A 23,697-nucleotide genomic window follows, 5' to 3' on the forward strand; every position below is an offset into this window, starting at 1 on the left:
GTCACCGCCGTCCCCGCGTCCGGGGCCGTGCCGGTGCTGCGTCAGCGGCGCGTCAGTGGCGCGTCAAGGGCGGCGCCGTTCGCCGTCCCGCCTCCGCCCCTCCTCGGACGTCTCGGACGCCTCGGGCGGGCGCGGCGGCGGCACGTCGGTGCTCCAGCGGCCGGACGGCCCCCGCCCCAGCGGATCCTGCGCGAACGGCCCGGGCGGCGGCGGTTCCCGCAGCCAGGACGGCTCGTCGCCGCGGTCCTCGTACGTGGGGGCGCCCAGCGCGGGCTCGGCGAGACCGGGCCCGCCGAAGCCGCGCGCCGCGAAACCCCGGTCGCCGAGCGCGGGACCGCCCGCGCCCGTCCCGCCGAACGGGTCGCGCGCGGCCGCCTCGCGCTCGCGGGCCGCCTCCCGCTCCGCGTCCGCGACCGGCCGGTGCCGCGGGAACTGCAGGACGGCGACGGCGGCGAGCGCGAGCGCCCCGATCCGCATCGCCGACCGCTCCGGCTCGTCCGGCCACGGCTGCCCGTACACGAACGTGCCCATGATGAGCAGGTACGACTTCGCGCAGACGGTCATGACGGTCGACACGATCGCCACCCGGCAGCGCTGGAACGCGGCGACCATGATCCCGAACCCGATCGCCGCGGCCAGCACCGTCAGGTACGGCCACGGCGTGGCGAGGATCCCGGGGTCGGCGCGGTGCGCGTGGTCGCTCCACCCCTTGATCGCGATCTCCGCGGTGCCGACGGGGAGACCGGACGCGACGCCGTAGGCGATCCCGGTGATCGGCCGCGCGTGCCGGCCGTCCGGCCGGTGGTCGCCGACGACGAGGATCAGCAGCGGCACCAGGATCGACGGCGCGATCACCAGGCCGAGCCGCCAGGCCGGCGCGTCCGCCGAGCTGAGCGGATCGTCGCCGACCACGGACGCCGCCAGCAGCAGGATCGCCGCGCCGGTCAGCACGAGGCTCAGCCACTCGCGCGCGGTGAGCCGCTCGCCGAAGAACGCCAGCGCGATGATCAGCAGCGGGACGACGCCCGACATGAAGATCGGCACCGCGGTCGGCAGGGACAGCTTGCTGAGGGCCACGATCTGCAGGCTCAGCCCGCCGAGGACGAGGCCCAGGCCGATCAGGAACACCCAGTTGCCCAGGATCGTCCAGATCATGTGCAGGATGCGGTTGCCCCGGAGGACCGCCATCCGGTCCGCCGCCAGCTTGAAGACGGCGAACCCGAGGTAGTACAGGGCGGTAGCGCTGAAGGCCGCGGTTATCCCGTTCATCCCGGACGAGTATGAAGGCTCCGGGTGCCCGATGTCACTGCCTGTACGGCCCCGTTAACGCGGAATCGTCGTCCCGCCCGTTCCGACGTGCACGTATGCTCGCCGTAACCCGCGCGCTCCCGCCGCGTCCCGTCCCCGTCGACCTGCGTTCCGCGCGCGTTCCCGCGCGCGACACCGCGGCTCGGCACCCTCCCGAGAGGCCGCGCCCGGCGCCGGACGGGGGCGCGTCCCCGGGTTTCTCCGCCGTTGTGGACCTCCGATGTCCGCAGACGACGCCCGTACCCCATAGACTTGCGCGCGAAGGCGCGGAGCCGTATTCGGCGTGCCCGCGCCGCCCTGAGACACTGCCGGGCTGAGGAATGACGCGCAGCCGGACCGGTCGGCCGGGATCGACCCGGCCGGGATCCACCGGGTCCGTGCGCGGGATGGCCGAGGGCTCGCAGGCAAGAAGGACAGAGACGCGTCGAACGCCGCGGCCGAGACAGCGCCCGATCAAGGAGACCAACCCCAGTGAAGACCGATGTCGAGGAGCTGACCCCCACCCGGGTCAAGCTCACCGTCGAGGTTCCGTTCGACGAGCTCAAGCCGAACCTCGACAAGGCGTACAAGGAGATCTCGCAGCAGGTCGCGATCAAGGGTTTCCGACGCGGAAAGGTCCCCGCCCCGCTGATCGACAAGTACGTCGGCCGGGGTGCGGTCCTGCAGGAGGCGGTCAACGACGCCCTGCCCGGTCTGTACGGCAAGGCCGTCGAGGAGAGCGAGCTCTTCGTGCTCGGCCAGCCCGACGTCGAGGTGACCGAGCTCGACGACGGCAACCAGTTCGCGTTCACCGCCGAGGTGGACATCCGGCCGAAGTTCGAGGTGCCCGACTACGACGGCCTCGAGGTCGTCGTGGACGACGCCGAGGTGACCGACGAGCAGGTCGACGAGACGATCGACAACCTGCGCGAGCGGTTCGCCTCCCTCACCACCGCCGACCGGCCGATCGAGGAGGGCGACTTCGCCACCATCGACCTGGTCGCGAAGATCGACGGCGAGGAGGTCGCGGACGCCTCCACGGCCGGCTACTCCTACGAGGTCGGCAGCAAGTCGGCCGTCGAGGGCCTCGACGACGCGCTCGTCGGGCTGTCGGCCGGCGAGGAGAAGACCTTCACCAGCACGCTGGCCGGCGGCGAGCACGCCGGCGAGGAAGCGGAGATCACCGCCACCGTGCAGAGCGTCAAGGTCAAGAACCTGCCCGAGCTGGACGAGGAGTTCGCGCAGCTCGCGAGCGAGTTCGACACCATCGAGGAGCTGCGCGAGGACGTCCGCAAGCGGCTCGAGCGGCAGGTGCGGATGCAGCAGCTGTCCGAGGCCCGGGACAAGGCCCTCGAGGCGCTGCTGGAGAAGATCGACATCCCGCTGCCGGACGCCGTGGTGGACGAGGAGATCGGCCGCCGCAACCAGCAGCTCGAGCAGCAGCTGCAGATGGCCGGGATGTCCAAGGAGGACTACCTCGCCGACCAGGAGAAGTCGGAGGAGGAGTTCGAGTCCGACGTCGCCGACGCGGCCCGGCTCGCCGTCAAGGGCGGCTTCGTCCTCGACCAGCTCGCCGTCCAGGAGGAGCTGAACGTCGAGAACGAGGAGCTCAGCGAGTACGTCGTCACGCAGGCCATGCAGATGGGCGTGCAGCCGCAGCAGCTCGCCCAGTACCTCACCGAGAACAACCAGCTCCCGGCGATCGTCTCGGAGGTGCTGCGCAGCAAGGCGCTGAACCTCGTCGTCGAGCACGTCAGCATCAAGGACGAGTCCGGCAACGTGATCGACGTCGAGGCCGTGCAGCGCGAGCTGAACGGCGAGACGGGCGAGACCGTCGAGGCCGGCGAGGACGCCGCCGAGGACGCCGAGGCCGGTGCGGCCGCCGACGAGACCGTCGAGGCCGGCGAGACCGCCGAGACCGGCGAGGCCGCCGCGGACACGGCGGAGGCCGCCGAGGAGAAGCCCGCGGACGCCGAGGCGTCCGAGGACGCCGCCGAGGGCAAGAAGGACGCCTGAGGCGCTCTCCGAGCCGCTCGCGGCCGCGCGAAGCCGATCGTCCGCCGCGGGACCCGCCGCCCGGCCCCCGAGGCCGCGCGGCGGGACGCCCGCGGCACGCGAGGCGCACGCACGCCCCGTACCCGATGCCCGGGTACGGGGCGTGCCGCATTCCGGTAGATCGCCGCATACCCGGCGCGGACCGGGTACGCCCCTGGCGAAAAGGCGGGCCCCCGGGCTTAAGGGGGCCGCTGAGCGCGTTAATGTCCAATCATCCGAACCGATTTAAAGGACCGGAGGAACACCCGGTGAGCATGCCTCCGACTTTCGACGAGTCGTCGCGGATCCAGGCGCGGGTCGCCGAGGCGCCCCTGTTGCCTCTGGGCGACCAGCTCTTCCAGCGGCTGCTGCGCGAGCGCATCGTCTTCCTCGGCCAGCAGGTCGACGACGACATCGCCAACCGCATCTGCGCCGAGCTGCTGCTGCTGTCGGCCGAGGACGGCCGCCGCGACATCACGCTCTACATCAACTCGCCAGGTGGCTCCGTCACCGCCGGCATGGCGATCTACGACATCATGCAGTACGTCCCGAACGACGTCGTCACGGTCGGCATGGGCCTGGCCGCGTCGATGGGCCAGTTCCTGCTGTGCGCCGGCGCGCCGGGCAAGCGCTACGCGCTCCCGCACGCGCGCATCATGATGCACCAGCCGTCCGGCGGCATCGGCGGCACGGCCTCGGACATCAAGATCCAGGCCGAGCAGATGCTCTACGTGAAGAGGACGCTCGCCGAGAAGATCGCCGAGCACACCGGCCAGCCGCTCGACCAGATCGAGCGCGACTCCGACCGCGACCGGTGGTTCACCGCCGACGAGGCCAAGGACTACGGGTTCGTCGACCACGTGGTGCTCAGCGCCACCCAGGTGCCCTCCGAGGGCACGGTCTCCTGACGACCCCACTGACGATTCGGAGGCAACAGTGAGCGATCTGACGCGACCCGGCATCGGCGACTTCGTCCGCCCCGGGGGGCCGGCGGGCGGATCCCCGCTGCCGGTGGACAACCGCTACATCATTCCGTCCTTCGTGGAGCGGACCACGTACGGGGTCAAGGAGATGAACCCGTACAACAAGCTCTTCGAGGAGCGGATCATCTTCCTCGGGGTGCAGATCGACGACGCGTCGGCCAACGACGTGATGGCCCAGCTGATCACGCTGGAGTCGATCGACCCCGACCGCGACATCAGCATCTACATCAACTCGCCCGGCGGCTCGTTCACGGCCATGACGGCGATCTACGACACGATGCAGTTCGTCAAGCCCGACATCCAGACGGTCTGCATCGGCCAGGCGGCCTCGGCCGCGGCCGTCCTGCTCGCCGCCGGGACGCCCGGCAAGCGTGCCGCGCTGCCCAACTCGCGGATCCTGATCCACCAGCCCGCGACCGAGGGCACCTACGGCCAGTCCAGCGACATCGAGATCCAGGCCCGCGAGATCATGCGGATCCGGGAGCTGCTCGAGTCGATCCTGGCCGAGCACAGCGGAAAGAGCATCGACGAGGTGCGCCGCGACATCGAGCGCGACAAGATCCTCACCGCCGAGGAGGCCAAGACCTACGGCCTCATCGACGACGTCTTTGCGAGCAGGAAGCGCAAAGCCGAGGTAGTGTCGTCCTGAGGCGACACGAGGACGAGGGAGTCCCCCAGCCCGGTCGTCACACTTCCGGGCGAGGGGCTTTCCAAGCCCGTCGGAGGCGGTAACGTCGAGTCCAACGTCGAGAGCCTTCGGGACGCAACCGAGCCGCACCGCATCTGAACCAGAGAGCGGCCCCACGAAAAGGAGACAGTTGGGTGGCACGCATCGGCGACGGTGGTGATCTGCTCAAGTGCTCTTTCTGCGGAAAGAGTCAGAAACAGGTCAAGAAGCTCATCGCGGGTCCGGGCGTGTACATCTGCGACGAGTGCATCGATCTCTGCAACGAGATCATCGAGGAGGAGCTCACCGAGACCTCCGACCTCAAGTGGGACAATCTGCCCAAGCCGCGGGAGATCTACGAGTTCCTCGACTCCTACGTCATCGGGCAGGAGACGGCCAAGAAGGCCATGGCCGTGGCCGTCTACAACCACTACAAGCGGATCCAGTCGGGTGACAGCGGCAGGGACGACGCGGTCGAGCTGGGCAAGTCGAACATCCTGCTCCTGGGACCGACCGGCTCCGGCAAGACGCTGCTCGCGCAGACGCTCGCCAGACTCCTCAACGTGCCGTTCGCGATCGCGGACGCGACGGCCCTGACGGAGGCCGGATACGTCGGCGAGGATGTCGAGAACATCCTCCTCAAACTGATCCAGGCGGCCGACTACGACGTCAAGAAGGCCGAGACCGGGATCATCTACATCGACGAGGTCGACAAGGTCGCCCGCAAGAGCGAGAACCCGTCGATCACCCGGGACGTCTCCGGTGAGGGCGTCCAGCAGGCCCTGCTGAAGATCCTGGAGGGCACCACCGCGAGCGTCCCGCCGCAGGGCGGCCGCAAGCACCCCCACCAGGAGTTCATCCAGATCGACACCACGAACGTGCTGTTCATCTGCGGCGGCGCGTTCGCCGGGCTCGAGAAGATCGTCGAGTCCCGGGTCGGCAAGCAGGGCATGGGCTTCGGCGCCCAGATCCGGTCCAAGGCCGACTTCGACGAGTCGTCGGCCGTGCTCGGCGACGTGATGCCCGAGGACCTGCTGAAGTTCGGGATGATCCCCGAGTTCGTCGGCCGGCTCCCGATCATCACCAACGTCCACAACCTGGACCGCGAGGCGCTGATCAACATCCTGACCGAGCCGAAGAACGCCCTGGTGCGGCAGTACCAGCGGCTGTTCGAGCTCGACGGCGTCGACCTCGAGTTCACCGACGACGCGCTGGAGGCCATCGCCGACCAGGCGATCCTGCGCGGCACCGGCGCCCGCGGCCTGCGGGCGATCATGGAAGAGGTGCTGATGTCGGTGATGTACGAGGTGCCGAGCCGCGAGGACGTCGAGCGCGTCGTGATCACCGCCGAGGCGGTGCTGGAGCACGTCAACCCCACCCTGGTGCCCCGCGAGCGCAAGAAGCGGGAGCCCCGCGAGAAGTCCGCGTAACACGCGCGAACGGCGACGCCCCCGGACGAGCCCGTCCGGGGGCGTCGCCGCGTGCGGGGCCGTGGAGGGTCAGCGCCGCCCGGACTCGCCGAGGCCCGCCTCCCGCGCCAGGACGATCGCCTGCGCGCGGTCCGCGACGTGCAGCTTCATGAAGATGTTCGACACGTGGTTGCGGACCGTCTTCGGGCTGAGGTACAGCGTCCCCGCGATCTCGGTGTTGCTGCGGCCCTGCGCGATCAGCCCCAGCACCTCGCGCTCCCGCTCGGTCAGCTCCGGGAACGCCGACCGGCGCGGGTCCGGCATGTCGGTGAAGAACGTCAGCACCCGCCGCGCGATCTCCGGCCCGTAGATCGCCTCCCCGGCCGCGACCGCCCGCACCGCCCGCGCGATCTCCTCGGCGCCCGACTCCTTCAGCAGGTAGCCGCGGGCGCCCGCCCGCATCGCCGCGAACACCGAGTCGTCGTCGCGGAACATCGTCAGCACCAGCACCCCGATGCGCGGGTTCGTCCGGGTGATCGTCCGTGTCGCCTCGATGCCGTTCCCGCCCGGCATGTGCAGGTCCATCACCACGACGTCCGGTTGCAGTTCGGCCGCGATCCGCACCGCGTCCGGCCCGTTCCCGGCCTCCGCCACGACCTCCACGCCGAGCGCCTGCAGCAGCCCCTTGAGCCCCTGCCGGAACACCGGATGGTCGTCGGTGATGAGGACCCGGATCGTCTCCCCGCTCATGGCCTCGCCTTCGCCCGGCGGGTCACGCCCGCCCGTCAGGAGGCCGATGGTATCCGGCGCCCAGCGGGAGGCGGGCCGCGACGACGGTGCCGCCGCCGTTCCGTGACGTGATCGTGCAGCCGCCGCCGACCTCGGCGGCCCACTCGCGCATGGCGTCCAGCCCCCGGGCGGTGCCGCGCCGCCCGCCGCCGCCCGCCGGCGGCAGCCCGGGGCCGGTGTCGGCCACCGTCACGTGCAGGTCCGCGTCCCGGCCGATCAGCACCACGGCGCTGCTCTCCGGCGCGTGCAGCCGCACGTTCGTGAGCGCCTCCCGGACGATCCGGTACGCCGCGACCTCGACCGCCGCGGGCAGCTCGCCCGGCGCCCCGTCGCAGCGGACCTCGACCCGCTTGCAGCAGCCCGCGGCGAACGACTCGATCGCCGCGACCAGCCCGAGGTCGTCCAGCGCGGGCGGGCGCAGCCCGTGGGCCAGCTCCCGCACCTGTCCGACCGCGCACGCCAGCCGGTCCCGGACGTCCGCGAGCAGCGGGTCCGTGCGCTCCGGTTCGCACGCGAGCGTGATGCGGGCGGCGTCCAGCGACATCGCGAGGCTCGCCAGCGTCGGGCCCAGCCCGTCGTGCAGGTCGTGCCGCAGCCGCCGCCGCTCCTCCTCGCGCCCGGCCAGGATCCGCTCCCGGGAACGCTGCAGGTCCGCGGCGATGCGGTGGAGGTGCGGGATGGTCGCGGCGTGCGCCGTCACGGCCCCCGCGGCGAACGCGCCGGCCAGCACGGCGGCCCGTGCCAGTACCGCTCGCATCCCGTACCTCTCCCTCCGGCGCCCGCGATCGCGGGCTCCGCTCTCCAGGGTGACCCGGGACGCGACCCGGTGTCAGGTGACCGGTGTCCCGAACCGGGCGGGAAAGCCCTTTCCGGGTGTTCGGGGGCGGGCCGGGGAGCCGTGCGGGTCGTGCGGGTCGGGTGGGCCTGGGGGCGGGGGAGGGTAGCCGCTCATGGGTCTCCTCGTTCAGGGCGGGACGGGCGGGCTGGGAGCGTGCCCACGGTCATTCCATCGACGCACGAGCGGTCCCGGGCGTTCTACCGTTCTCGTCCCCGTAGAATCGTCAGCCGTGACACAGCCCAGCAATGAGCGCGGCCAGGGGGCCGTCGCGGACGTCGACCTGCCCACCCAGTACCGACCGGCTGACGTCGAGGGCAGGTTGTACGAGCGCTGGGTATCGGCGGGCCTCTTCGCCGCCGATCCGGCCCGCGACCCGTCCCGGCCCGCGTACTCGATCGTCATCCCGCCGCCCAACGTGACCGGGTCGCTGCACATGGGGCACGCCCTCGACCACTCGATCCAGGACACGCTCGTCCGGCGCCGCCGGATGCAGGGGAACGAGACCGTGTGGGTGCCGGGCATGGACCACGCGGGCATCGCCACCCAGAACGTCGTGGAGCGGGAGCTGGCCAAGGAGGGCCTGTCCCGGCACGACCTCGGCCGGGAGAAGTTCGTCGAGCGGGTCTGGCAGTGGAAGGCCGAGTCCGGGGGCCGGATCCTCGGGCAGATGCGGCGGCTCGGCGACAGCGTCGACTGGTCCCGCGAGGCGTTCACGATGGACGAGCCGCGGGCCCGCGCCGTCCGGACGATCTTCAAGCGGCTGTTCGACGACGGGCTCATCTACCGCGCCGAGCGCATCATCAACTGGTGCCCGCGCTGCCTGACGGCCCTCTCCGACATCGAGGTCGAGCACAAGGACCGCGAGGGCGAGCTCGTGTCGATGCGGTACGGGTCGGGCGAGGACGAGATCATCGTCGCGACCACGCGGGCCGAGACGATGCTCGGCGACACGGCCGTCGCGGTGCATCCGGACGACGAGCGGTACAAGCACCTGGTGGGGCGGGAGGTCGAGCTGCCGCTGACCGGCCGCCGCATCCCGGTCGTCGCGGACGAGCACGTCGACCCCGAGTTCGGCACCGGCGCGGTCAAGGTGACCCCGGCGCACGACCCCAACGACTTCGAGATCGGGCGGCGGCACTCGCTGCCGTCGCTGACCGTGCTGGACGAGCGCGGCGTGGTGACGGCGCACGGCCCGTTCGAGGGCCTCGACCGGTTCCAGGCGCGGCCCGCCGTGGTGGCGGCGCTGCGCGAGCAGGGCCGGATCGTCAAGGAGGTCCGTCCGTACGAGCACTCGGTCGGGCACTGCCAGCGGTGCGCGACGGTCGTCGAGCCGCGGGTCTCGCTGCAGTGGTTCGTGAAGGTCGAGCCGCTCGCGAAGGCCGCCGGGGACGCCGTCCGGGACGGCCGCGTGGCGATCCACCCGCCGGAGATGGCGGCCCGCTACTTCGAGTGGGTCGACAACATGCACGACTGGTGCATCAGCCGGCAGCTGTGGTGGGGGCACCGCATCCCGGTCTGGTACGGGCCGGACGGCGAGACGGTGTGCCCGGGCCCGGACGAGGAGCCGCCCGCCGGGTGGACGCAGGACACCGACGTCCTCGACACGTGGTTCTCGTCGGCGCTGTGGCCGTTCTCGACGCTCGGCTGGCCCGACGACACCCCGGACCTCAAGCGCTTCTACCCGACGTCCGTGCTGGTCACCGGGTACGACATCCTGTTCTTCTGGGTCGCCCGGATGATGATGTTCGGGCTGTACGCGATGGACGGCGTCCCGCCGTTCGGCACGATCGCGCTGCACGGCATGGTCCGCGACCAGTACGGCAAGAAGATGTCGAAGTCCTTCGGCAACGTCGTCGACCCGCTCGACTGGATCGACCGGTACGGCGCCGACGCGACCCGCTTCACGCTGCTGCGCGGCGCGAACCCCGGCGGGGACGTGCCGGTGGCCGAGCAGTGGGCCGAGGGCTCCCGCAACTTCTGCAACAAGCTGTGGAACGCCACCCGGTTCGCGATGATCAACGGCGCGCACGTCGACGGCGACCTGCCGGACGAGCTGACGACGATCGACGCGTGGATCCTGTCGCGGCTGCACGCGGTCATCGCCGAGGTGGACGCGCAACTCGAGGCGTACGACTTCGCGAAGGCGTGCGAGACGCTGTACCACTTCGCGTGGGACGAGGTCTGCGACTGGTACGTCGAGCTCGCGAAGGTCCAGCTCGCGGACGACCGCGCGCCCGCGACCCGCCGCGTCCTCGGCGAGGTCCTGGACAACCTGCTGCGGCTCCTGCACCCGGTGATCCCGTTCGTCACCGAGGAGCTGTGGACGTCCCTCACGAAGGGCGAGACGATCGTGCGGGCGGCGTGGCCGGCGGCCGACCCGTCCCGCGCCGACCGGGACGCCGAGGGGCTGGTGGAGTCGCTGCAGCGGCTCGTCACCGAGGTCCGCCGGTTCCGCGCCGACCAGGGCCTCAAGCCGGGCCAGAAGGTCGCCGCCGCCCTCGAGTGGAACGGGTCCGCGCTGGCCGCGCACGAGGAGGGCGTCCGCTCCCTGCTGCGCCTGACCGCGCCGGGCGACGGGTTCTCCGCCACCGCGTCGCTGCCGGTGGAGGGCGTCACGGTCCGGCTGGACACGGCCGGGGCCATCGACGTCGCCGCGGAGCGCAAGCGCCTCGAGAAGGACCTGGCCGCCGCCCGCAAGGAGGTCGACCAGGCGAACAAGAAGCTCGGAAACGAGGCGTTCATGGCGAAGGCCCCCGAGGCCGTCGTCGCGAAGAACCGCGAGCGGCTCGCGCAGGCCGAGGCCGACATCGCGCGCCTGGAGACCCAGCTCGCCGCCCTGCCCGCGGGCTGACCCGAGCCCGCCGCCGCGCCGGCGTCCCGTCCGGGGGCGCCGGCCGGGCCGTTCACCGTGCCACGCCGCCCGCAGAGGGTTACCATCCCCATGATCGCGGGCATTCCGGTCGCCTCGAGAACCCCCCGGGAGTGCAATGGCCGACTCACGTCCTCGGACCGACCCGCCGGGCCGCCGCGCCGACGACGCGGCGCCCGGCGACGCCGCGCGCGTGCCGCCGGGGGACGGGACGGGCGAGTTCACGGTCGCGCCGACACCGTGGGGCGACTCGGTGCCGTGGTGGTCGGCCGAACCGCGCGGGGGGACGGGCCCGCAGCGGGTCGCCGACCCGAGCGGCCCGCAGCGCCTGCCGTCCGACGGGTCGGGCCCGCTGCCGGTCCAGCCCGACGGGACGGGCCCGCACCGCATGCCCAACGGCACCGGCCCCCACCGCATGCCGAACGGCACGGGCCCGCACCGCATGCCGAACGGCACCGGGCCGCTCCCGCCCGTCCCGGACGTCCCCGCGCGCCGGGGCTCGGGGATGCTGCTGGGCGCGGGCGCGGGAGCCGTCCTGCTCGTGATCCTGGTGGCGGGCGTGCTGCTGCTGCGGTCCGGCGACGCGACCGGGGAGACGTCCGGGGGGCGCGCGCAGAGGGCCAAAGCGTTCGAGTCGACGCGGACGATCGTCGCCGGGGCCACCGCGGGCGGCCTGCGCCGCGAGACGCTGCCGGCGCAGGTCGCCGTCGCGTACCCGTTCGTGATGGGCGGCGTCGAGGCGGGCGGGGTGCCGGCCGCCGAGAAGGGCGCCGCCGTCTACACCGAGGGCCCGGACGGGGTGTTCGACGTCCTGTTCGTGGGCGGGACGGGCCGGGTGGAGGATCCCGCGGCGTTCCTGCAGAAGATCCGCCCGACGACGTACATCGGCGGGCAGAACGCCAACCCGGGCGAGGCGGGCGGCAAGGCCGTCTGCGGGACGTTCGCCGTGCTGACCGACGTCCACACCTACTGCGCCTGGGCGACGGGCGACTCCTACGGCGTCGTCGCGTCCAACGTCGCCTCGCAGCAGCCCCGCTACGCGATGATGGACGCGCTCATGCTCCGGATCCGGGCGGACGTCGAGCGCGCGCGCTGACGAACAGCCGCTCGGTGTCGGCGTCCACGACGTCGAGGACCAGCCCCGTGAAGTAGACGGTGCCGAGCGCGAGCACGCGCCGCCCGAGCGCGGCGATCGCCGCGGGCGTCACCGCCGCGGCCTCGGCGGTCCGCCAGCCGGGCGGGAGCGGCCGGGTGAACCGCAGGTGCGGCAGCGGCAGCCGGACGAACGTCACCGCGAGCCCGTCGAGGGCCGCCACGGCGCCGTCGAGGTCCTTGTGGTCGGGCAGGCACACCAGCACGTGGTCGACGCCGCCCCACCGCCGGCGGGCCGCCGCGAGCGCCGCCCGGACGCCCGTCCGGTCGATGGCGGAGTCGACGAGCACCTCCGCGTCCGAGCCCGGCACGGGATGCGCCGACAGCCGGCCCGGCAGGACGACCGACGCGAGCACCTCCCGCGCGCGCTCGGGCGGCGCGTCGCGCCCGAGCAGCCGCCGGGCCGCGACGATCCCCAGCTCGGCGCTCGTCCGCCCGAGCCCGGACGGCAGGACGTCCAGGAACGCGGGATCGTCCGGGCGGATCACCTCGACGGGCGCGAGCGCGGCGGTCACCTCGGCCGACTGCGGCGCCGACACCAGCCGCGTCCCGGGTCCCGCGACGCCCCGCTTCTCCCGCGCGATCTCCGCCGGGGTGTCCCCGAGGACGCCCGCGTGCTCGAGGAACACGGGCGTGATCGCCGCGACGTCCGCGCGCACGAGGCTCACCTCGTCCGACCGCCCGCCCATCCCGGCCTCGAGGACGATCGCGTCCGCGCTCGCGCCGCGCGCCCGGACCAGCCCGGCGAGCATGAACAGCCCGGAGGGCGACAGGTAGCCGTCCGACCGTGCGGGCAGCCCGGCCATGCGGCGGTCAAGCTCCTCGGCCAGCGCGCCGAGTTCCGCGGCGGTGACCGCGCGCCCGTCCACGCGGATCCGGTCCCGGTTCGTCCGCAGGCCCGGGCTCGTCACGGTGACCACCCGCAGGCCGGCCGCCGCCAGGTACGCCGATGCGTAGACCGCCGCCGTGCCCTTCCCCTTCGACCCGACCACCGTGAGCACCGGCGCGTCCGGCGGCAGGACGCCCAGCGCGTCCGCCAGCGCCCGGGCCCGCCGCAGGCTCCGCCGCTCGCCGGGGGCCCGCGCCTCCCACTCCCGGAAGAACACCGCGTCCGCGTCCATGCCCCCATCATCCGCGAGCCGACCGGGCATGCGGGCGTCCGCCCCTCGGAAGGCCGCGGACGCCGGTCCGGGCGGGCGGCACGGGATGGGGCGGGGCGGGGCGGGAGTGCGGCGGGCTGCGGATAGGCTCGGAACATCCCCGTCCGTCATGCCGTCCGTCATCGCCAGGAGCATCGTGAGCCAGCCAGCCGAGCCGCTCGACTACCGGGACGCCGTACGGGAGATCCGGAGCCGCGGCGTCGAGTGGGACATCGACCCCACGCTCGACCGCGTCCGCGACCTGGTGGACGTCCTCGGCGAACCGCAGCGCGCGTACCCGGTGATCCACATCGCCGGGACGAACGGCAAGTCCAGCACCGCGCGGCTCGTCGAGTCGCTGCTGCGCGAGCGCGGGCTGCGCACCGGGCTGTACACCAGCCCCGAGCTGAGCACGCTGCGGGAGCGGATCGCGATCGACGGCGAGCCGATCTCCGAGGAGCGGTTCGTCGAGGTGCTGCGGGACGTCCTGCCGTACGTCGGGATGATCGACGAGAAGCACGGGGTGCGGCTGTCGTTCTTCGAGGTCCTCACGGCGATGGCGTTCGCGGCGTTCGCGGACGCGCCGGTCGACGTCGCGGTCGTCGAGGTGGGGATGGGCGGACGCTGGGACGCGACGAACGTCGCGGACGGGACGGTCGCCGTGCTCACGCCGGTCGGGCTCGACCACACCCGGTACCTCGGCGACACGCTGGAGGAGATCGCGGGGGAGAAGGCCGGGATCGTCAAGCCGGGCGCGATCGCGGTGGTCGCGCAGCAGCCGGTGGAGGCCGCGGAGGTGCTGCTGCGCCGGGTCGCCGAGACGGGCGCCACGGCGGCCCGCGAGGGCATCGAGTTCGGCGTGCTGAGCCGGGACATCGCCGTCGGCGGCCAGCAGCTGCGGATCCAGGGCCTGCACGGCGTCTACGACGAGATCTTCCTGCCGCTGTTCGGCGAGCACCAGGCGAGCAACGCCGCGGTGGCGCTGGCGGCGGTGGAGGCGTTCGCGAGCGGCGCGCCCACGCGGGGCGAGCCGAACCTGGAGGCGGCCACCCGGATCGCGCCGGGCGAGACGTACACCGGCGGGGACATCGGCCAGCTCGACCCGGCGCTGGTCCGCAGCGGGTTCGCGAAGTCCGCGTCGCCGGGGCGGCTGGAGGTCGCCCGGACCGGCCCGACGGTGCTGCTGGACTCCGCGCACAACCCGGCGGGGATGGCGGCGACCGTTCAGACGATCACCGAGGCGTTCGGGTTCACCCGGTTGGTCGGGATCCTCGCGATCGCCGAGGACAAGGACATCCCGGGCGTCCTGGACCAGCTGGAGCCGGTCCTGGCGGAGCTGGTCGTCACCCGGAACTCGTCGCCGCGGTCGCTGCCGCCCGAGGAGCTGGCCGACGAGGCCGAGAGCGTGTTCGGGTCCGACCGGGTGCACGTCGCGGAGCGGCTGGACGACGCCATCGACCGGGCGATCGGGCTGGCCGAGGAGACCGGGGAGTACCGGGGCGCCGGGGTGCTCATCACCGGTTCGGTGGTGACCGCCGGCGACGCGAGGACGCTGCTGCGCGTGGAGGAGGGGCGTTGAGCACCATGGCCGACGAAGTTTCGGGCGAAACGCGACAGAGTTCCGGACGGCCGAAAAATCCGGTGCGGAGTTTGCTGTCCGCGGTGCTGACCTGTGAGGCGCTGATCATCGGCCTCGCCGCGCCCGTCGCGGTCACCGTGATGGACGTGCCGGGCGCCACCGCCGCGTGGGTGTGCGGCGGTCTCGCGGTGATCTGCCTGGTCCTGACGGGGATGCTGCGCTTCCCGTGGGCGGTCACGGTGGGCGGCGTTCTGCAGGTCGTCATCATCGCGACCGGGTTCATGGTCCCCGCGATGTTCGCGCTCGGCGCCATTTTCGGTGCCCTGTGGGCCACGGCGATTTGGATGGGACGCAAGGCGCAGGACGCCGCGGCGCGCTAAATTCATCGGGCACGGCATCGTTCCATTCCGCCGAATTCCCCGACCACTCCGCTCCCAATTCCGACATCTTTCTCTTTCGGGAAATCACGCGCGGCGGATGACGACTCCGAGGAGGAGGCGTGTCCCTGCCCGCAGATTCCACCCCCGCCGACCCGAACCACACCGACCCGACCGGCCCAGCCCCGACCGGCGCCGATCCGAGCGGCCCGGGCTTGAGCGGCGCCGACTCGACGGGCGCCGACTCGACCGGACTCGGCTCGACCGGCGCCAGCGGCGTCGACGCGACCGGCCCAGACCTGACTGGCCCAGACCCCAACCGCACGGATCCCGACCCCTCCGTCTTCGACCTCGCCCTCCGCGAGCACTTTCTCCGCGAGCAGGCGCTCCACGAGGACGCCTTCGGGGAGGGCGCCCCCCGCGAGCACACCCTCCACGCGCGCGCGGCGGCGGGCGTTCCGCCCGCTTCGCCCGCCCCGCCTGGTCCGTCGCGGTCTCGGGAGCGGGGCGGGACGGTCGGGGCGCTCGTGGTCGTCGCGGCCGCGATCGCCGCGTGCGCGCTGGCGGTGCCCGACGCCACCGCCGGGGTCGTCCCGGACGCCGCGGACGCCCTCGGGCTCGACGGCGGGCACGCCGCGCACGTCGCGGGCCTGCTGCGCGCCACCGGGCTCGCGCTGCCCGCGCTGGTGCTCACAGTGCCGCTCGCGGCGCTCGCCGCCCGCCGCCTGCCCGCCTGGACGGTGCTCGCGGCGGGCCTGCTGACGCTCCTGGCGGCCCTCGGCGCGACCCGGGCGGTCGACTCGGTGGCGCTCGCCGGGACGGTCCGCGCCCTGCAGGGCGCCGGGGCGGGCATCGCGCTCCCGGCGGCGCTCGTCCTCGTCTGGGAGCGGGGCGGCCGCGCCCTGGCGGCGGCGTGGGCGGGGCTGCTCGCGGCCGCGCTGCTGCTCGCGACGCCGCTCGTGCTGGACGCCGTCCCGCAGCCGCCGGGCGACGCCCCCGCCGGGACCGGACGCGACTGGCGCGCGGCCCTCGCGCCCTGGACGTGGCCCGCCGCCGCCGCGCTCGCCGCCGTCCTCGCCCACCGGGTCGCGGCCGGGCGCGTCCCGTCGCCGCTGCCGCCGCCCCGCCAGGCCGAGCGCGGCGGGCTGCTCCTGCCGTTCGCGCCGTGCGCCGCGTTCGCGCTGCTGGCGGTCGTCGCCGCGCACGGCTGGTCGCCCGGGGCGCGGCTCGTCGTCGCCGGGATCGCGGTCGCGGCGCTGCTCGGCCTCGCGCTCGCCGGCACCCGGGACGCGGCGACCGGCAGCCCGTTCGGCTGCGCGATCGCGATGGTCGCCGCCGGGCTGCTCGTCCAGCCGGCGGCGGGCCCGCTCGCCGGGATCGCCGCCGCCCAGTCGCACGCCGGGGGAGGCGCGGGCGCCCCGTCCCCGGCGCCGTTCGCCGCGGGGGCCGCGGCCGCGCTCGCCGCGGCGGCGCTGTCCACGCGCGCCCCGGCGCGCGGCGCCGTCCTCGCCGGGCTCGTCCTGATGGCGGCCGCGCTTCCGCTCGGCGCCGTCCTGCTCGGGACGGGCGCGCCCTGGGCGCCGCCGCTGCTGCTCGTCCCGCTCGGCGCGGGGGCCGGGCTGGCGCTGGCCGCGTCACTGCGGGACGCGGGCCCCGGCGCCGCGCTGTTCGGGCTGTCGCTGTGCTTCCCGGCGGTGCTCGCCGGGCAGCTCGCCGCGCTGTCGCTGCAGGCGGCGTCGCTGGCCCGGATCCGCCCCGAGACGGACGCGCAGCGGCTCGCCGGGCTCGTCCAGGGGCAGCGCACGTGGCTGCTCGCGGCCGCCGCGGCGGGCGTCGTCGCCGCCGCGCTGGCCGCCCGCGCCGCGCGCGGCGCCCCCGTCGCGGCCCGGGCGGCGGGGCGGCCGCCGGGGAGGCGGAGCGCGGCGAACGCCTCCCGGGCTCCGGCGGCCCGGTAGGATTCGCGCGCATATCCCAACCTTCCTGAGGAGATTCACTCGTGTCCGAGCGCACTCTTGTCCTGGTCAAGCCCGACGGCGTCCGCCGCGGCGTGGTCGGCGAGGTCGTCTCGCGGATCGAGCGCAAGGGCCTGAAGCTCGTCGCGCTGGAACTGCGCACCCTCGCCCGCGAGACGGCCGAGGCCCACTACGAGGAGCACGCGAGCAAGCCGTTCTTCGGTGAGCTGGTCGAGTTCATCACCGGCGGACCGCTGGTCGCGATGGTCGTCGAGGGCCCCCGCGCGATCGAGGCGTTCCGGTCGCTGGCCGGCGCCACCGACCCGGTGAGCGCCGCCCCCGGCACCATCCGCGGCGACTTCGCCCTGGAGATCGGCGAGAACATCGTGCACGGCTCCGACTCGACCTACTCGGCCGACCGGGAGATCAAGCTGTTCTTCCCGGAACTGGGCTGACGACGACCGACGACGCGCGGGCCGGAAACCTCCGGCCCGCGTATCTTTAACTAAAATAAGCCTGGTCAGCACCCGTTTTTTCGGTGACTCGCGGTCGCGGGGTACCTGCCCTGACAGCCACTCTCGCGTTACGATGGACACGCCGCTATGAACGCCCGACAATCGTGAAGGGCTCCCTTTTTCATGGGTAACAAGCTGTCGTTTCTCGGCCGTGACATGGCGGTCGATCTGGGCACCGCCAACACGCTGGTCTACGTGCGCGGGCGTGGCATCGTCCTCAACGAACCGTCCGTCGTCGCGATCAACACCAACACGGGGAAGATCGTGGCCGTGGGCATCGAGGCGAAGCGGATGATCGGCCGCACGCCCGGCAACATCGTCGCCGTCCGCCCGCTCAAGGACGGCGTCATCGCCGATTTCGACGTCACCGAGCGGATGCTCCGCTACTTCATCCAGAAGGTCCACAAGCGCCGGCACTTCGCCAAGCCGCGGATCGTGGTGGCCGTCCCGAGCGGGATCACCGGCGTGGAGCAGCGCGCCGTGAAGGAGGCCGGCTACCAGGCCGGCGCCCGCCGCGTCTACATCATCGAGGAGCCCATGGCCGCCGCCATCGGCTCCGGGCTGCCCGTCTACGAGCCGACCGGCAACATGGTCGTCGACATAGGGGGCGGCACCACCGAGGTCGCCATCATCTCCCTCGGCGGGATCGTCACGAGCCAGTCGGTCCGCGTCGGCGGCGACGAGCTCGACCAGGCCATCATCGCCTTCTCGAAGAAGGAATACTCCCTCATGCTCGGGGAACGGACGGCCGAGGAGATCAAGATGGCCATCGGTTCGGCCTATCCCGGCGGCGACGAGGAGCCGCACGCCGAGATCCGCGGCCGCGACCTGGTCAGCGGGCTGCCGAAGACCGTCGTGATCTCCGCTGAGGAGGTGCGGCGGGCCATCGAGGAGCCGGTCAACAGCATCGTTGACGCGGTGAAGACCACGCTCGACAAATGCCCGCCCGAGCTTTCGGGGGACATCATGGACCGTGGTATCGCGCTCACCGGCGGTGGTGCGCTACTGAAGAACCTGGACGAGCGGCTCCGCGAGGAGACCGGCATGCCGATCCACCTCGTGGACAACCCGCTCGACTCGGTGGCGCTCGGCACCGGCAAGTGCGTGGAGGACTTCGAGTCCCTCCGCCAGGTCCTCGTCCCCGAACCCCGTCACTGAGCGCCTCGCGGCACCACTAGGCGGCTCCACTAGAAACGGGGAGGTCGGTGGGTGAGGGACACCCGGCGCACCCGCGTGATCCTCGGCGTGCTGCTCGTCGCGGCGCTCACGATGATCACCATTGACCACCGCGGTGGGGACGACTCCCCGCTGCGCGGCCTGCGCGGACTCGGCGCGACGGTGTTCGGCCCGGTCGAGCACGCGTCCGCCGCGATCGTCCGGCCGATCGGCAACACCTTCGACGCGATCACCGACGCGCCCGGGCAGCGCCGCCGCGCCGAACGGCTCGCGCGGCAGAACCAGCGGCTCCGCGAGCAGCTCCGCTCGGCGCAGCTCGACAAGGACCACGCCGAGCAGCTCCGGCGGCTGCTCGGCACCGCCGGGATGGGCGGCTACGAGATCGTCGCCGCGCGGGTGATCTCCGCCGGCCACGGCTACGAGGACACCGTCACCATCGACGTCGGCAGCCGCAGCGGCATCAAGCCCGACATGACGGTGATGAGCGCGCAGGGCCTCGTCGGGCGCGTCACCCGCGTCGGCCCCGCCACCGCGACCGTCCTGCTCGCCACCGACCAGACGTCGTCGGTCGGCGCGCGGCTCGAGGAGTCCAAGGAGATCGGCATCCTGCAGGGCCGCGGCCGGCACGGCCGCGACGCCGACGAGAGCCCGCTGCGGTTCCAGCTGCTCAACGCGGGCGCGCCGATCAAGGTCGGGCAGCGCATCGTCACGTTCGGCTCGCAGGGCCAGCGCCCGTACGTGCCGGGCGTCCCGATCGGCGTCGTCGAACGCGTCGAGCAGGGCACCGGCGGGCTCACCCGCACCGCCCACGTCCGCCCGTTCGTCCGGTACAGCGCCCTGGACGTCGTCGCCGTCGTCGTCGCGCCGCCCAAGACGGACCCGCGCGACTCGGTGCTGCCGCCCAAACCCAAACCGACCCCCACGCCCACCCCCACGCCGTCGCGGACGCCGCGGCCGAGCGGATCACCGAGCCCCGGCGCGTCGTCCGACGGCGGGACCGAGGCGCGGCCGAGCGGCGAGCGGAGCCCGTCCCCGCAATCGAGCACGGGAGAGTGACGTGCTGAACCCACCGGACCAGTCGCCGGCCGGCCGGAACCTGGTCACCGCGCTGGTCGCCGCGGTCGCGCTGATCCTGCAGGTGTCGGTGGCGAACCGGCTGCCGCTGCCCGGCGGCGTCCAGCCCGACCTGGTGCTGCTCACCGTGGTCGCGCTGGCGCTCGTCGCCGGCTCCGGTACCGGCATGATCACCGGTTTCTGCGCGGGCCTGGCCGCCGACATCGTCCCGCCCGCCGACCACACCATCGGGCGCTACGCGCTCGTCTACTGCCTCATCGGCTACCTGTGCGGCATCGCCTCCGAGGGCGTCGACCGCCAGTCCGCCGTGCCGTTCCTCGGCGTCGCCGGGGGCGCCCTCGCCGGGATCGTCCTGTACGGCGCGACGGGCATGCTGCTCGGCGACCCGCGCGCCGACTGGGCCACCGTGTCCGGCGTCGTCCCGCTGCAGGTCCTGTACACCGTGATCGCCAGCCCGTTCGTGGTGTGGGCGGTGCTGCGGGCCACCCGCCGGTACGAGCGAGGCGAGCGCGGCGCCCGCGGCACCCGCGGCGACCGGTTCTCGGTGCCCGCCGCCCGCTACCGTGCGATGTCCGGACGGAGCGGGAACCTGTGAACCCGCGGACCCACTTCCGGCTCGTCGTGCTGTACGTGCTCGTCGGGGCGCTGCTGCTCGTCCTGCTCGGCCGCCTGTGGACCCTGCAGGTCCTGGACGGCGAGCGGTACGCGTCGATCGCCGCGCAGAACCGCACCCGCGACATCGTCGTCCCGGCCGTGCGCGGCATGATCCTGGACGACCGGGGCCGGCCCCTCGCGCGCAACCAGAGCTCGCTCGTCGTGTCGGTCGACCGGACGGCGCTCGCCCGGCAGGAGGACGGCGGCGAGGCGGTCCTGCGGCGGCTCGGGAAGGTCCTCGGCCTCGGCTACGACGACATCCAGCAGAAGATCCGACTGTGCAGCCCGACCGTGGAGCGGCCCTGCTGGCCCGGCTCGCCGTACCAGCCGATCCCCGTCCAGGACGACACCGATCCGCGGGCCGCGCTGCAGATCATGGAACGCAAGGAGGACTTCCCCGGCGTCACCGCGCAGATCCAGCCGAACCGGGTGTACCCGGCGCCGCACGGCGCGACCGCCGTCCAGACCCTCGGCTACCTCCAGCCGATCACCGAGGAGGAGATGGCCGAGCGCGAGGGCATCAAGGTCACCGGGTACAGCGCCGTCGACCTCGTCGGCCGCGCCGGGCTGGAGGCCGAGTACGACGAGGCGCTGCGCGGCGAGGCCGGGTACCGCCGGGTGCTCGTCGACAGCCAGGGCCGCGTCACCGGCATCGCCGAGGAGCAGCCGCCGAAGCCCGGCTACCACCTCGTCACCAGCATCGACGCCGAGGTGCAGGGCGCCGCGGAGAAGGCGCTGAAGGAGGGCATCGACGCCGCGCGCCGCAACGGCAGCCCCGCCGACTCGGGCGCCGCCGTGGTCATGGACGTCCAGACCGGGCGGCTGATCGCGACGGCGAGCTACCCGTCGTACGACCCGAGCGTCTGGACGGGCGGGATCACCCAGAAGAAGTACGACGCCCTCCTCGGTGAGAAGAGCAACAATCCGCTGATCTCCCGCGTCACGCAGGGCATGGGCCCGCCCGGGTCGACCTTCAAGGTGTCGTCCGTCGCCGCCGCGATCCGCGCCGGCTACGACCTGCACGGCACCTACAACTGCCCCGGGTCGTACATGGTCGGCAGCCGCGCGTTCAACAACTTCCAGGGCGCCAACCTCGGCACGATGAACCTGCACACCGCGCTCGTGAAGTCCTGCGACACGATCTTCTACAAGTTCGCCCACGAGATGTGGATTCGCAACGGCGGCAAGAACGCGCCGCTCGACGCGAAGAACCCGATGGTGGAGACGGCCCGCGACTTCGGGTTCGGCTCCCGCACCGGCGTCGACCTGCCCGCCGAGAGCGAGGGCCGCATCCCCGACGCGAAGTGGAAGCGCGAGTACTGGGAGGCCACCAAGGACGCGAGCTGCAAGCACGCCAAGACCGGCTACCCGAACGTCGCCAAGACCGACCCGGCCCGCGCCGCGTACCTCAAGCAGGTGGCGCACGAGAACTGCGCCGAGGGCATGGTGTGGCGGGCGGGCGACGCCGCGAACCTGTCGATCGGGCAGGGCAACGTGATGGTGACCCCGCTGCAGCTCGTCCGCGCGTACGCCGCGCTCGCCAACGGCGGGAAGATGCACACGCCGCGCATCGGCGTCGCGGTCGTCCGGCCGGACGGCTCGGTCGTCCGGAAGATCGACGCGCCGGAGCCGACGGAGCTGCCCGTGGACGACAAGGTCCTCGCGTACATGCGGGACGCGCTCGCGGACGTCCCGAAGGAGGGAACGGCCGCCGGGGCGTTCAACGGGTTCGACCTCAAGCGCGTCCCCGTCGGCGGCAAGACCGGGACGGCGGAGCGCTGGGGCCAGGAGGACATGTCCTGGTTCGCCTCGTTCGGCCCGACGAAGGACCCGCGGTACGCCGTCGTCGCGATGGTCTCGCAGGGCGGTTTCGGCGCCTCCACGTCCGGCGTGATCGTCCGCAATATCTGGGAGGCGATGTACGGGACGAAGGACCGCGAGCCCATCCTCGACGACGGCCGCCTCCCCACGGAGGTGCCGCGGATGCCGGCGGCCCAGGGCGCGGCGCCGTGATCACCGGGTCCAAGGCCGGGACGGTCGAGGGGTACGCGACGCGCCCGCGGTGGCGCGGCCGCCTCGCCGCGCTGCGCGGGCTCGACTGGCCGCTGTGCGTGTCGGTGCTTGCCCTCTCGGTGATCGGCGCGCTCCTGGTCCGCTCCGCGACGTTCCACTCGCTGGTCGAGCAGGGCCAGGACCCGAACGGCTTCGTCAAGCGGCACGCGCTCAACATGCTGATCGGCTTCGCCCTCGGCGCCGTCGTGTCCCTGCTGGACTACCGGCTGCTGCGCGCGTACGTCCCGATCCTGTACGGCCTGGCCTGCGCGGGCCTCGTCGCCGTCCTGACGCCGCTCGGCGCGACGATCAACGGGTCGCACTCGTGGATCGTCATCGGCGGCGGGTTCCAGATGCAGCCGTCGGAGTTCGCGAAGGTCGGTCTCGTCGTGCTGCTCGCGATGATCCTCGGCGAGCCCCGGGACGGCGAGATCGGCCCGGGCACCCGCGACATCCTGTTCGCGCTCGTCCTGGCGGGCGTCCCGGCCGCGCTGATCCTGATGCAGCCCGACCTCGGCACCACGCTGGTGTTCATCGCGGTCGTGTTCGGCATGCTGGTGATCTCCGGGACGCGCAAGCGGTGGATCTTCGGGCTGGTCGGCGGCGCCGCGTTCGCGATCTTCTCCGTGTGGTTCTTCGGGCTGCTGGAGGACTACCAGATCGACCGGTTCACGGCGTTCCTCGACCCCGACGCCGACCCGCGCGGCGCCGGCTACAACGCCCGCCAGTCGCGCATCGCCGTCGGGTCCGGCGGCTGGGACGGCCAGGGCCTCTTCCAGGGCGAGCAGACCAGCGGCAACTTCGTCCCCGAGCAGCAGACCGACTTCATCTTCACGGTCGCGGGGGAGGAGCTCGGCTTCATCGGGGGCGCGGCGATCGTGCTGCTGATCGGCGTCGTCCTGTGGCGGGGCCTGCGCATCGCGACCCAGGCCGCCGACCTGTTCGGGACGCTCGTCGCCACCGGCGTCGTCTGCTGGTTCGGCTACCAGGCGTTCCAGAACATCGGCATGACGGTCGGCCTGATGCCGATCACCGGGCTGCCGCTGCCGTTCGTGTCCTACGGCGGTTCCGCGACGTTCGCGAACATGATCGGCTTCGGGCTGCTCCAGGCCGTCCATCTGCGCCGCAGGCCGTTCGACTGAACGGTTCGA

General features: G+C 73.0%; 19 protein-coding genes. 15 read left to right on the plus strand and 4 right to left on the minus strand.

Annotated features, from left to right (window positions below):
* Positions 1 to 63: 63 nt before the first annotated feature.
* Positions 64 to 1,269: a DMT family transporter gene (locus AB0L25_RS12660; protein WP_500171417.1), complete on the minus strand. Its 1,206-nt coding sequence runs from the start codon at positions 1,267 to 1,269 to the stop codon at positions 64 to 66.
* A 510-nt stretch (positions 1,270 to 1,779) separates the two neighbouring features.
* Between AB0L25_RS12660 and tig the strand changes: the two genes are divergently transcribed.
* The 4 genes from tig (at position 1,780) to clpX (ending at position 6,401) form a co-directional block, all read left to right on the plus strand.
* Entirely contained in the window at positions 1,780 to 3,303 is a 1,524-nt protein-coding gene (gene tig, locus AB0L25_RS12665; protein WP_500171419.1) for a trigger factor, read from the plus strand.
* Positions 3,304 to 3,596: 293 nt separating this feature from the next.
* A complete protein-coding gene (locus AB0L25_RS12670; protein WP_500171489.1) occupies positions 3,597 to 4,229 on the plus strand; it encodes an ATP-dependent Clp protease proteolytic subunit in 633 nt (210 codons plus the stop codon).
* 37 nt (positions 4,230 to 4,266) lie between these two features.
* Positions 4,267 to 4,953 (plus strand): ATP-dependent Clp protease proteolytic subunit, encoded by a 687-nt coding sequence (locus AB0L25_RS12675; protein ID WP_500171491.1) that lies wholly within the window; start codon positions 4,267 to 4,269, stop codon positions 4,951 to 4,953.
* Positions 4,954 to 5,126: 173 nt separating this feature from the next.
* Positions 5,127 to 6,401, plus strand: a complete 1,275-nt coding sequence (gene clpX / locus AB0L25_RS12680) for an ATP-dependent Clp protease ATP-binding subunit ClpX (protein ID WP_500171421.1) — start codon at positions 5,127 to 5,129, stop codon at positions 6,399 to 6,401.
* A gap of 69 nt (positions 6,402 to 6,470) precedes the next feature.
* Here clpX and AB0L25_RS12685 read toward each other — a convergent pair whose 3' ends face one another.
* Together AB0L25_RS12685 and AB0L25_RS12690 are read right to left on the minus strand one after the other, a co-directional pair.
* The gene (locus AB0L25_RS12685; RefSeq protein WP_500171423.1) at positions 6,471 to 7,130 is read right to left on the minus strand and encodes a response regulator transcription factor; all 660 of its coding nucleotides are present in this window, start codon (positions 7,128 to 7,130) and stop codon (positions 6,471 to 6,473) included.
* Between the two features lie 22 nt (positions 7,131 to 7,152).
* Entirely contained in the window at positions 7,153 to 7,926 is a 774-nt protein-coding gene (locus AB0L25_RS12690) for a sensor histidine kinase (protein ID WP_500171425.1), read from the minus strand.
* 310 nt (positions 7,927 to 8,236) lie between these two features.
* Here AB0L25_RS12690 and AB0L25_RS12695 point away from each other — a divergent pair, with 310 nt between their 5' ends.
* Both AB0L25_RS12695 and AB0L25_RS12700 read left to right on the plus strand, forming a co-directional pair.
* Complete coding sequence (locus tag AB0L25_RS12695; protein WP_500171427.1) at positions 8,237 to 10,858, plus strand: valine--tRNA ligase; 2,622 nt, start codon at positions 8,237 to 8,239, stop codon at positions 10,856 to 10,858.
* 136 nt (positions 10,859 to 10,994) lie between these two features.
* Entirely contained in the window at positions 10,995 to 11,972 is a 978-nt protein-coding gene (locus AB0L25_RS12700; protein ID WP_500171429.1) for a hypothetical protein, read from the plus strand.
* Here the strand turns inward: AB0L25_RS12700 and AB0L25_RS12705 are convergent.
* Positions 11,932 to 13,149, minus strand: coding sequence for a hypothetical protein (locus tag AB0L25_RS12705; protein WP_500171431.1), 1,218 nt, complete (start codon positions 13,147 to 13,149; stop codon positions 11,932 to 11,934). The two genes, AB0L25_RS12700 and AB0L25_RS12705, sit on opposite strands and share 41 nt — an antisense overlap.
* A 148-nt stretch (positions 13,150 to 13,297) precedes the next feature.
* Here AB0L25_RS12705 and AB0L25_RS12710 point away from each other — a divergent pair, with 148 nt between their 5' ends.
* The 9 genes from AB0L25_RS12710 (at position 13,298) to rodA (ending at position 23,688) form a co-directional block, all read left to right on the plus strand.
* Positions 13,298 to 14,746 (plus strand): bifunctional folylpolyglutamate synthase/dihydrofolate synthase, encoded by a 1,449-nt coding sequence (locus tag AB0L25_RS12710; protein WP_500171433.1) that lies wholly within the window; start codon positions 13,298 to 13,300, stop codon positions 14,744 to 14,746.
* A gap of 5 nt (positions 14,747 to 14,751) precedes the next feature.
* A complete protein-coding gene (locus AB0L25_RS12715; protein ID WP_500171493.1) occupies positions 14,752 to 15,126 on the plus strand; it encodes a DUF4233 domain-containing protein in 375 nt (124 codons plus the stop codon).
* A gap of 119 nt (positions 15,127 to 15,245) precedes the next feature.
* Positions 15,246 to 17,078: a hypothetical protein gene (locus AB0L25_RS12720; RefSeq protein ID WP_500171435.1), complete on the plus strand. Its 1,833-nt coding sequence runs from the start codon at positions 15,246 to 15,248 to the stop codon at positions 17,076 to 17,078.
* Between the two features lie 41 nt (positions 17,079 to 17,119).
* On the plus strand, positions 17,120 to 17,530 hold the full coding sequence (ndk, locus tag AB0L25_RS12725) for a nucleoside-diphosphate kinase (protein WP_026404351.1): 411 nt from the start codon (positions 17,120 to 17,122) through the stop codon (positions 17,528 to 17,530).
* 183 nt (positions 17,531 to 17,713) lie between these two features.
* On the plus strand, positions 17,714 to 18,748 hold the full coding sequence (locus tag AB0L25_RS12730) for a rod shape-determining protein (protein WP_500171437.1): 1,035 nt from the start codon (positions 17,714 to 17,716) through the stop codon (positions 18,746 to 18,748).
* A gap of 51 nt (positions 18,749 to 18,799) precedes the next feature.
* Entirely contained in the window at positions 18,800 to 19,822 is a 1,023-nt protein-coding gene (gene mreC / locus AB0L25_RS12735) for a rod shape-determining protein MreC (protein ID WP_500171439.1), read from the plus strand.
* Position 19,823: 1 nt separating this feature from the next.
* Positions 19,824 to 20,435, plus strand: a complete 612-nt coding sequence (gene mreD / locus AB0L25_RS12740) for a rod shape-determining protein MreD (RefSeq protein ID WP_500171441.1) — start codon at positions 19,824 to 19,826, stop codon at positions 20,433 to 20,435.
* Positions 20,432 to 22,507 carry a penicillin-binding protein 2 gene (mrdA, locus tag AB0L25_RS12745; RefSeq protein ID WP_500171443.1) on the plus strand — a complete coding sequence of 692 codons (2,076 nt, stop codon included), beginning with the start codon at positions 20,432 to 20,434 and terminating at the stop codon, positions 22,505 to 22,507. The genes mreD and mrdA overlap by 4 nt, the downstream gene beginning before the upstream one ends.
* Positions 22,507 to 23,688 carry a rod shape-determining protein RodA gene (gene rodA / locus AB0L25_RS12750; RefSeq protein ID WP_500171495.1) on the plus strand — a complete coding sequence of 394 codons (1,182 nt, stop codon included), beginning with the start codon at positions 22,507 to 22,509 and terminating at the stop codon, positions 23,686 to 23,688. The genes mrdA and rodA overlap by 1 nt, the downstream gene beginning before the upstream one ends.
* Positions 23,689 to 23,697: the final 9 nt, after the last annotated feature.

It is taken from the genome of Spirillospora sp. NPDC052242 (genome assembly GCF_040679555.1).
In the GTDB taxonomy this organism is placed as follows: domain Bacteria; phylum Actinomycetota; class Actinomycetes; order Streptosporangiales; family Streptosporangiaceae; genus Spirillospora.

Bases quoted from the DNA above. Each gene is read 5' to 3' on its own strand.
- AB0L25_RS12700 (WP_500171429.1), top strand. From the start codon at position 10,995: ATGGCCGACTCACGTCCTCGGACCGACCCGCCGGGCCGCCGCGCCGAC.
- AB0L25_RS12730 (WP_500171437.1), top strand. From the start codon at position 17,714: ATGGGTAACAAGCTGTCGTTTCTCGGCCGTGACATGGCGGTCGATCTG.
- AB0L25_RS12710 (WP_500171433.1), top strand. From the start codon at position 13,298: ATGCCGTCCGTCATCGCCAGGAGCATCGTGAGCCAGCCAGCCGAGCCG.
- AB0L25_RS12690 (WP_500171425.1), bottom strand. From the start codon at position 7,926: ATGCGAGCGGTACTGGCACGGGCCGCCGTGCTGGCCGGCGCGTTCGCC.
- AB0L25_RS12715 (WP_500171493.1), top strand. From the start codon at position 14,752: ATGGCCGACGAAGTTTCGGGCGAAACGCGACAGAGTTCCGGACGGCCG.
- AB0L25_RS12705 (WP_500171431.1), bottom strand. From the start codon at position 13,149: ATGGACGCGGACGCGGTGTTCTTCCGGGAGTGGGAGGCGCGGGCCCCC.
- AB0L25_RS12660 (WP_500171417.1), bottom strand. From the start codon at position 1,269: ATGAACGGGATAACCGCGGCCTTCAGCGCTACCGCCCTGTACTACCTC.
- AB0L25_RS12670 (WP_500171489.1), top strand. From the start codon at position 3,597: ATGCCTCCGACTTTCGACGAGTCGTCGCGGATCCAGGCGCGGGTCGCC.
- AB0L25_RS12685 (WP_500171423.1), bottom strand. From the start codon at position 7,130: ATGAGCGGGGAGACGATCCGGGTCCTCATCACCGACGACCATCCGGTG.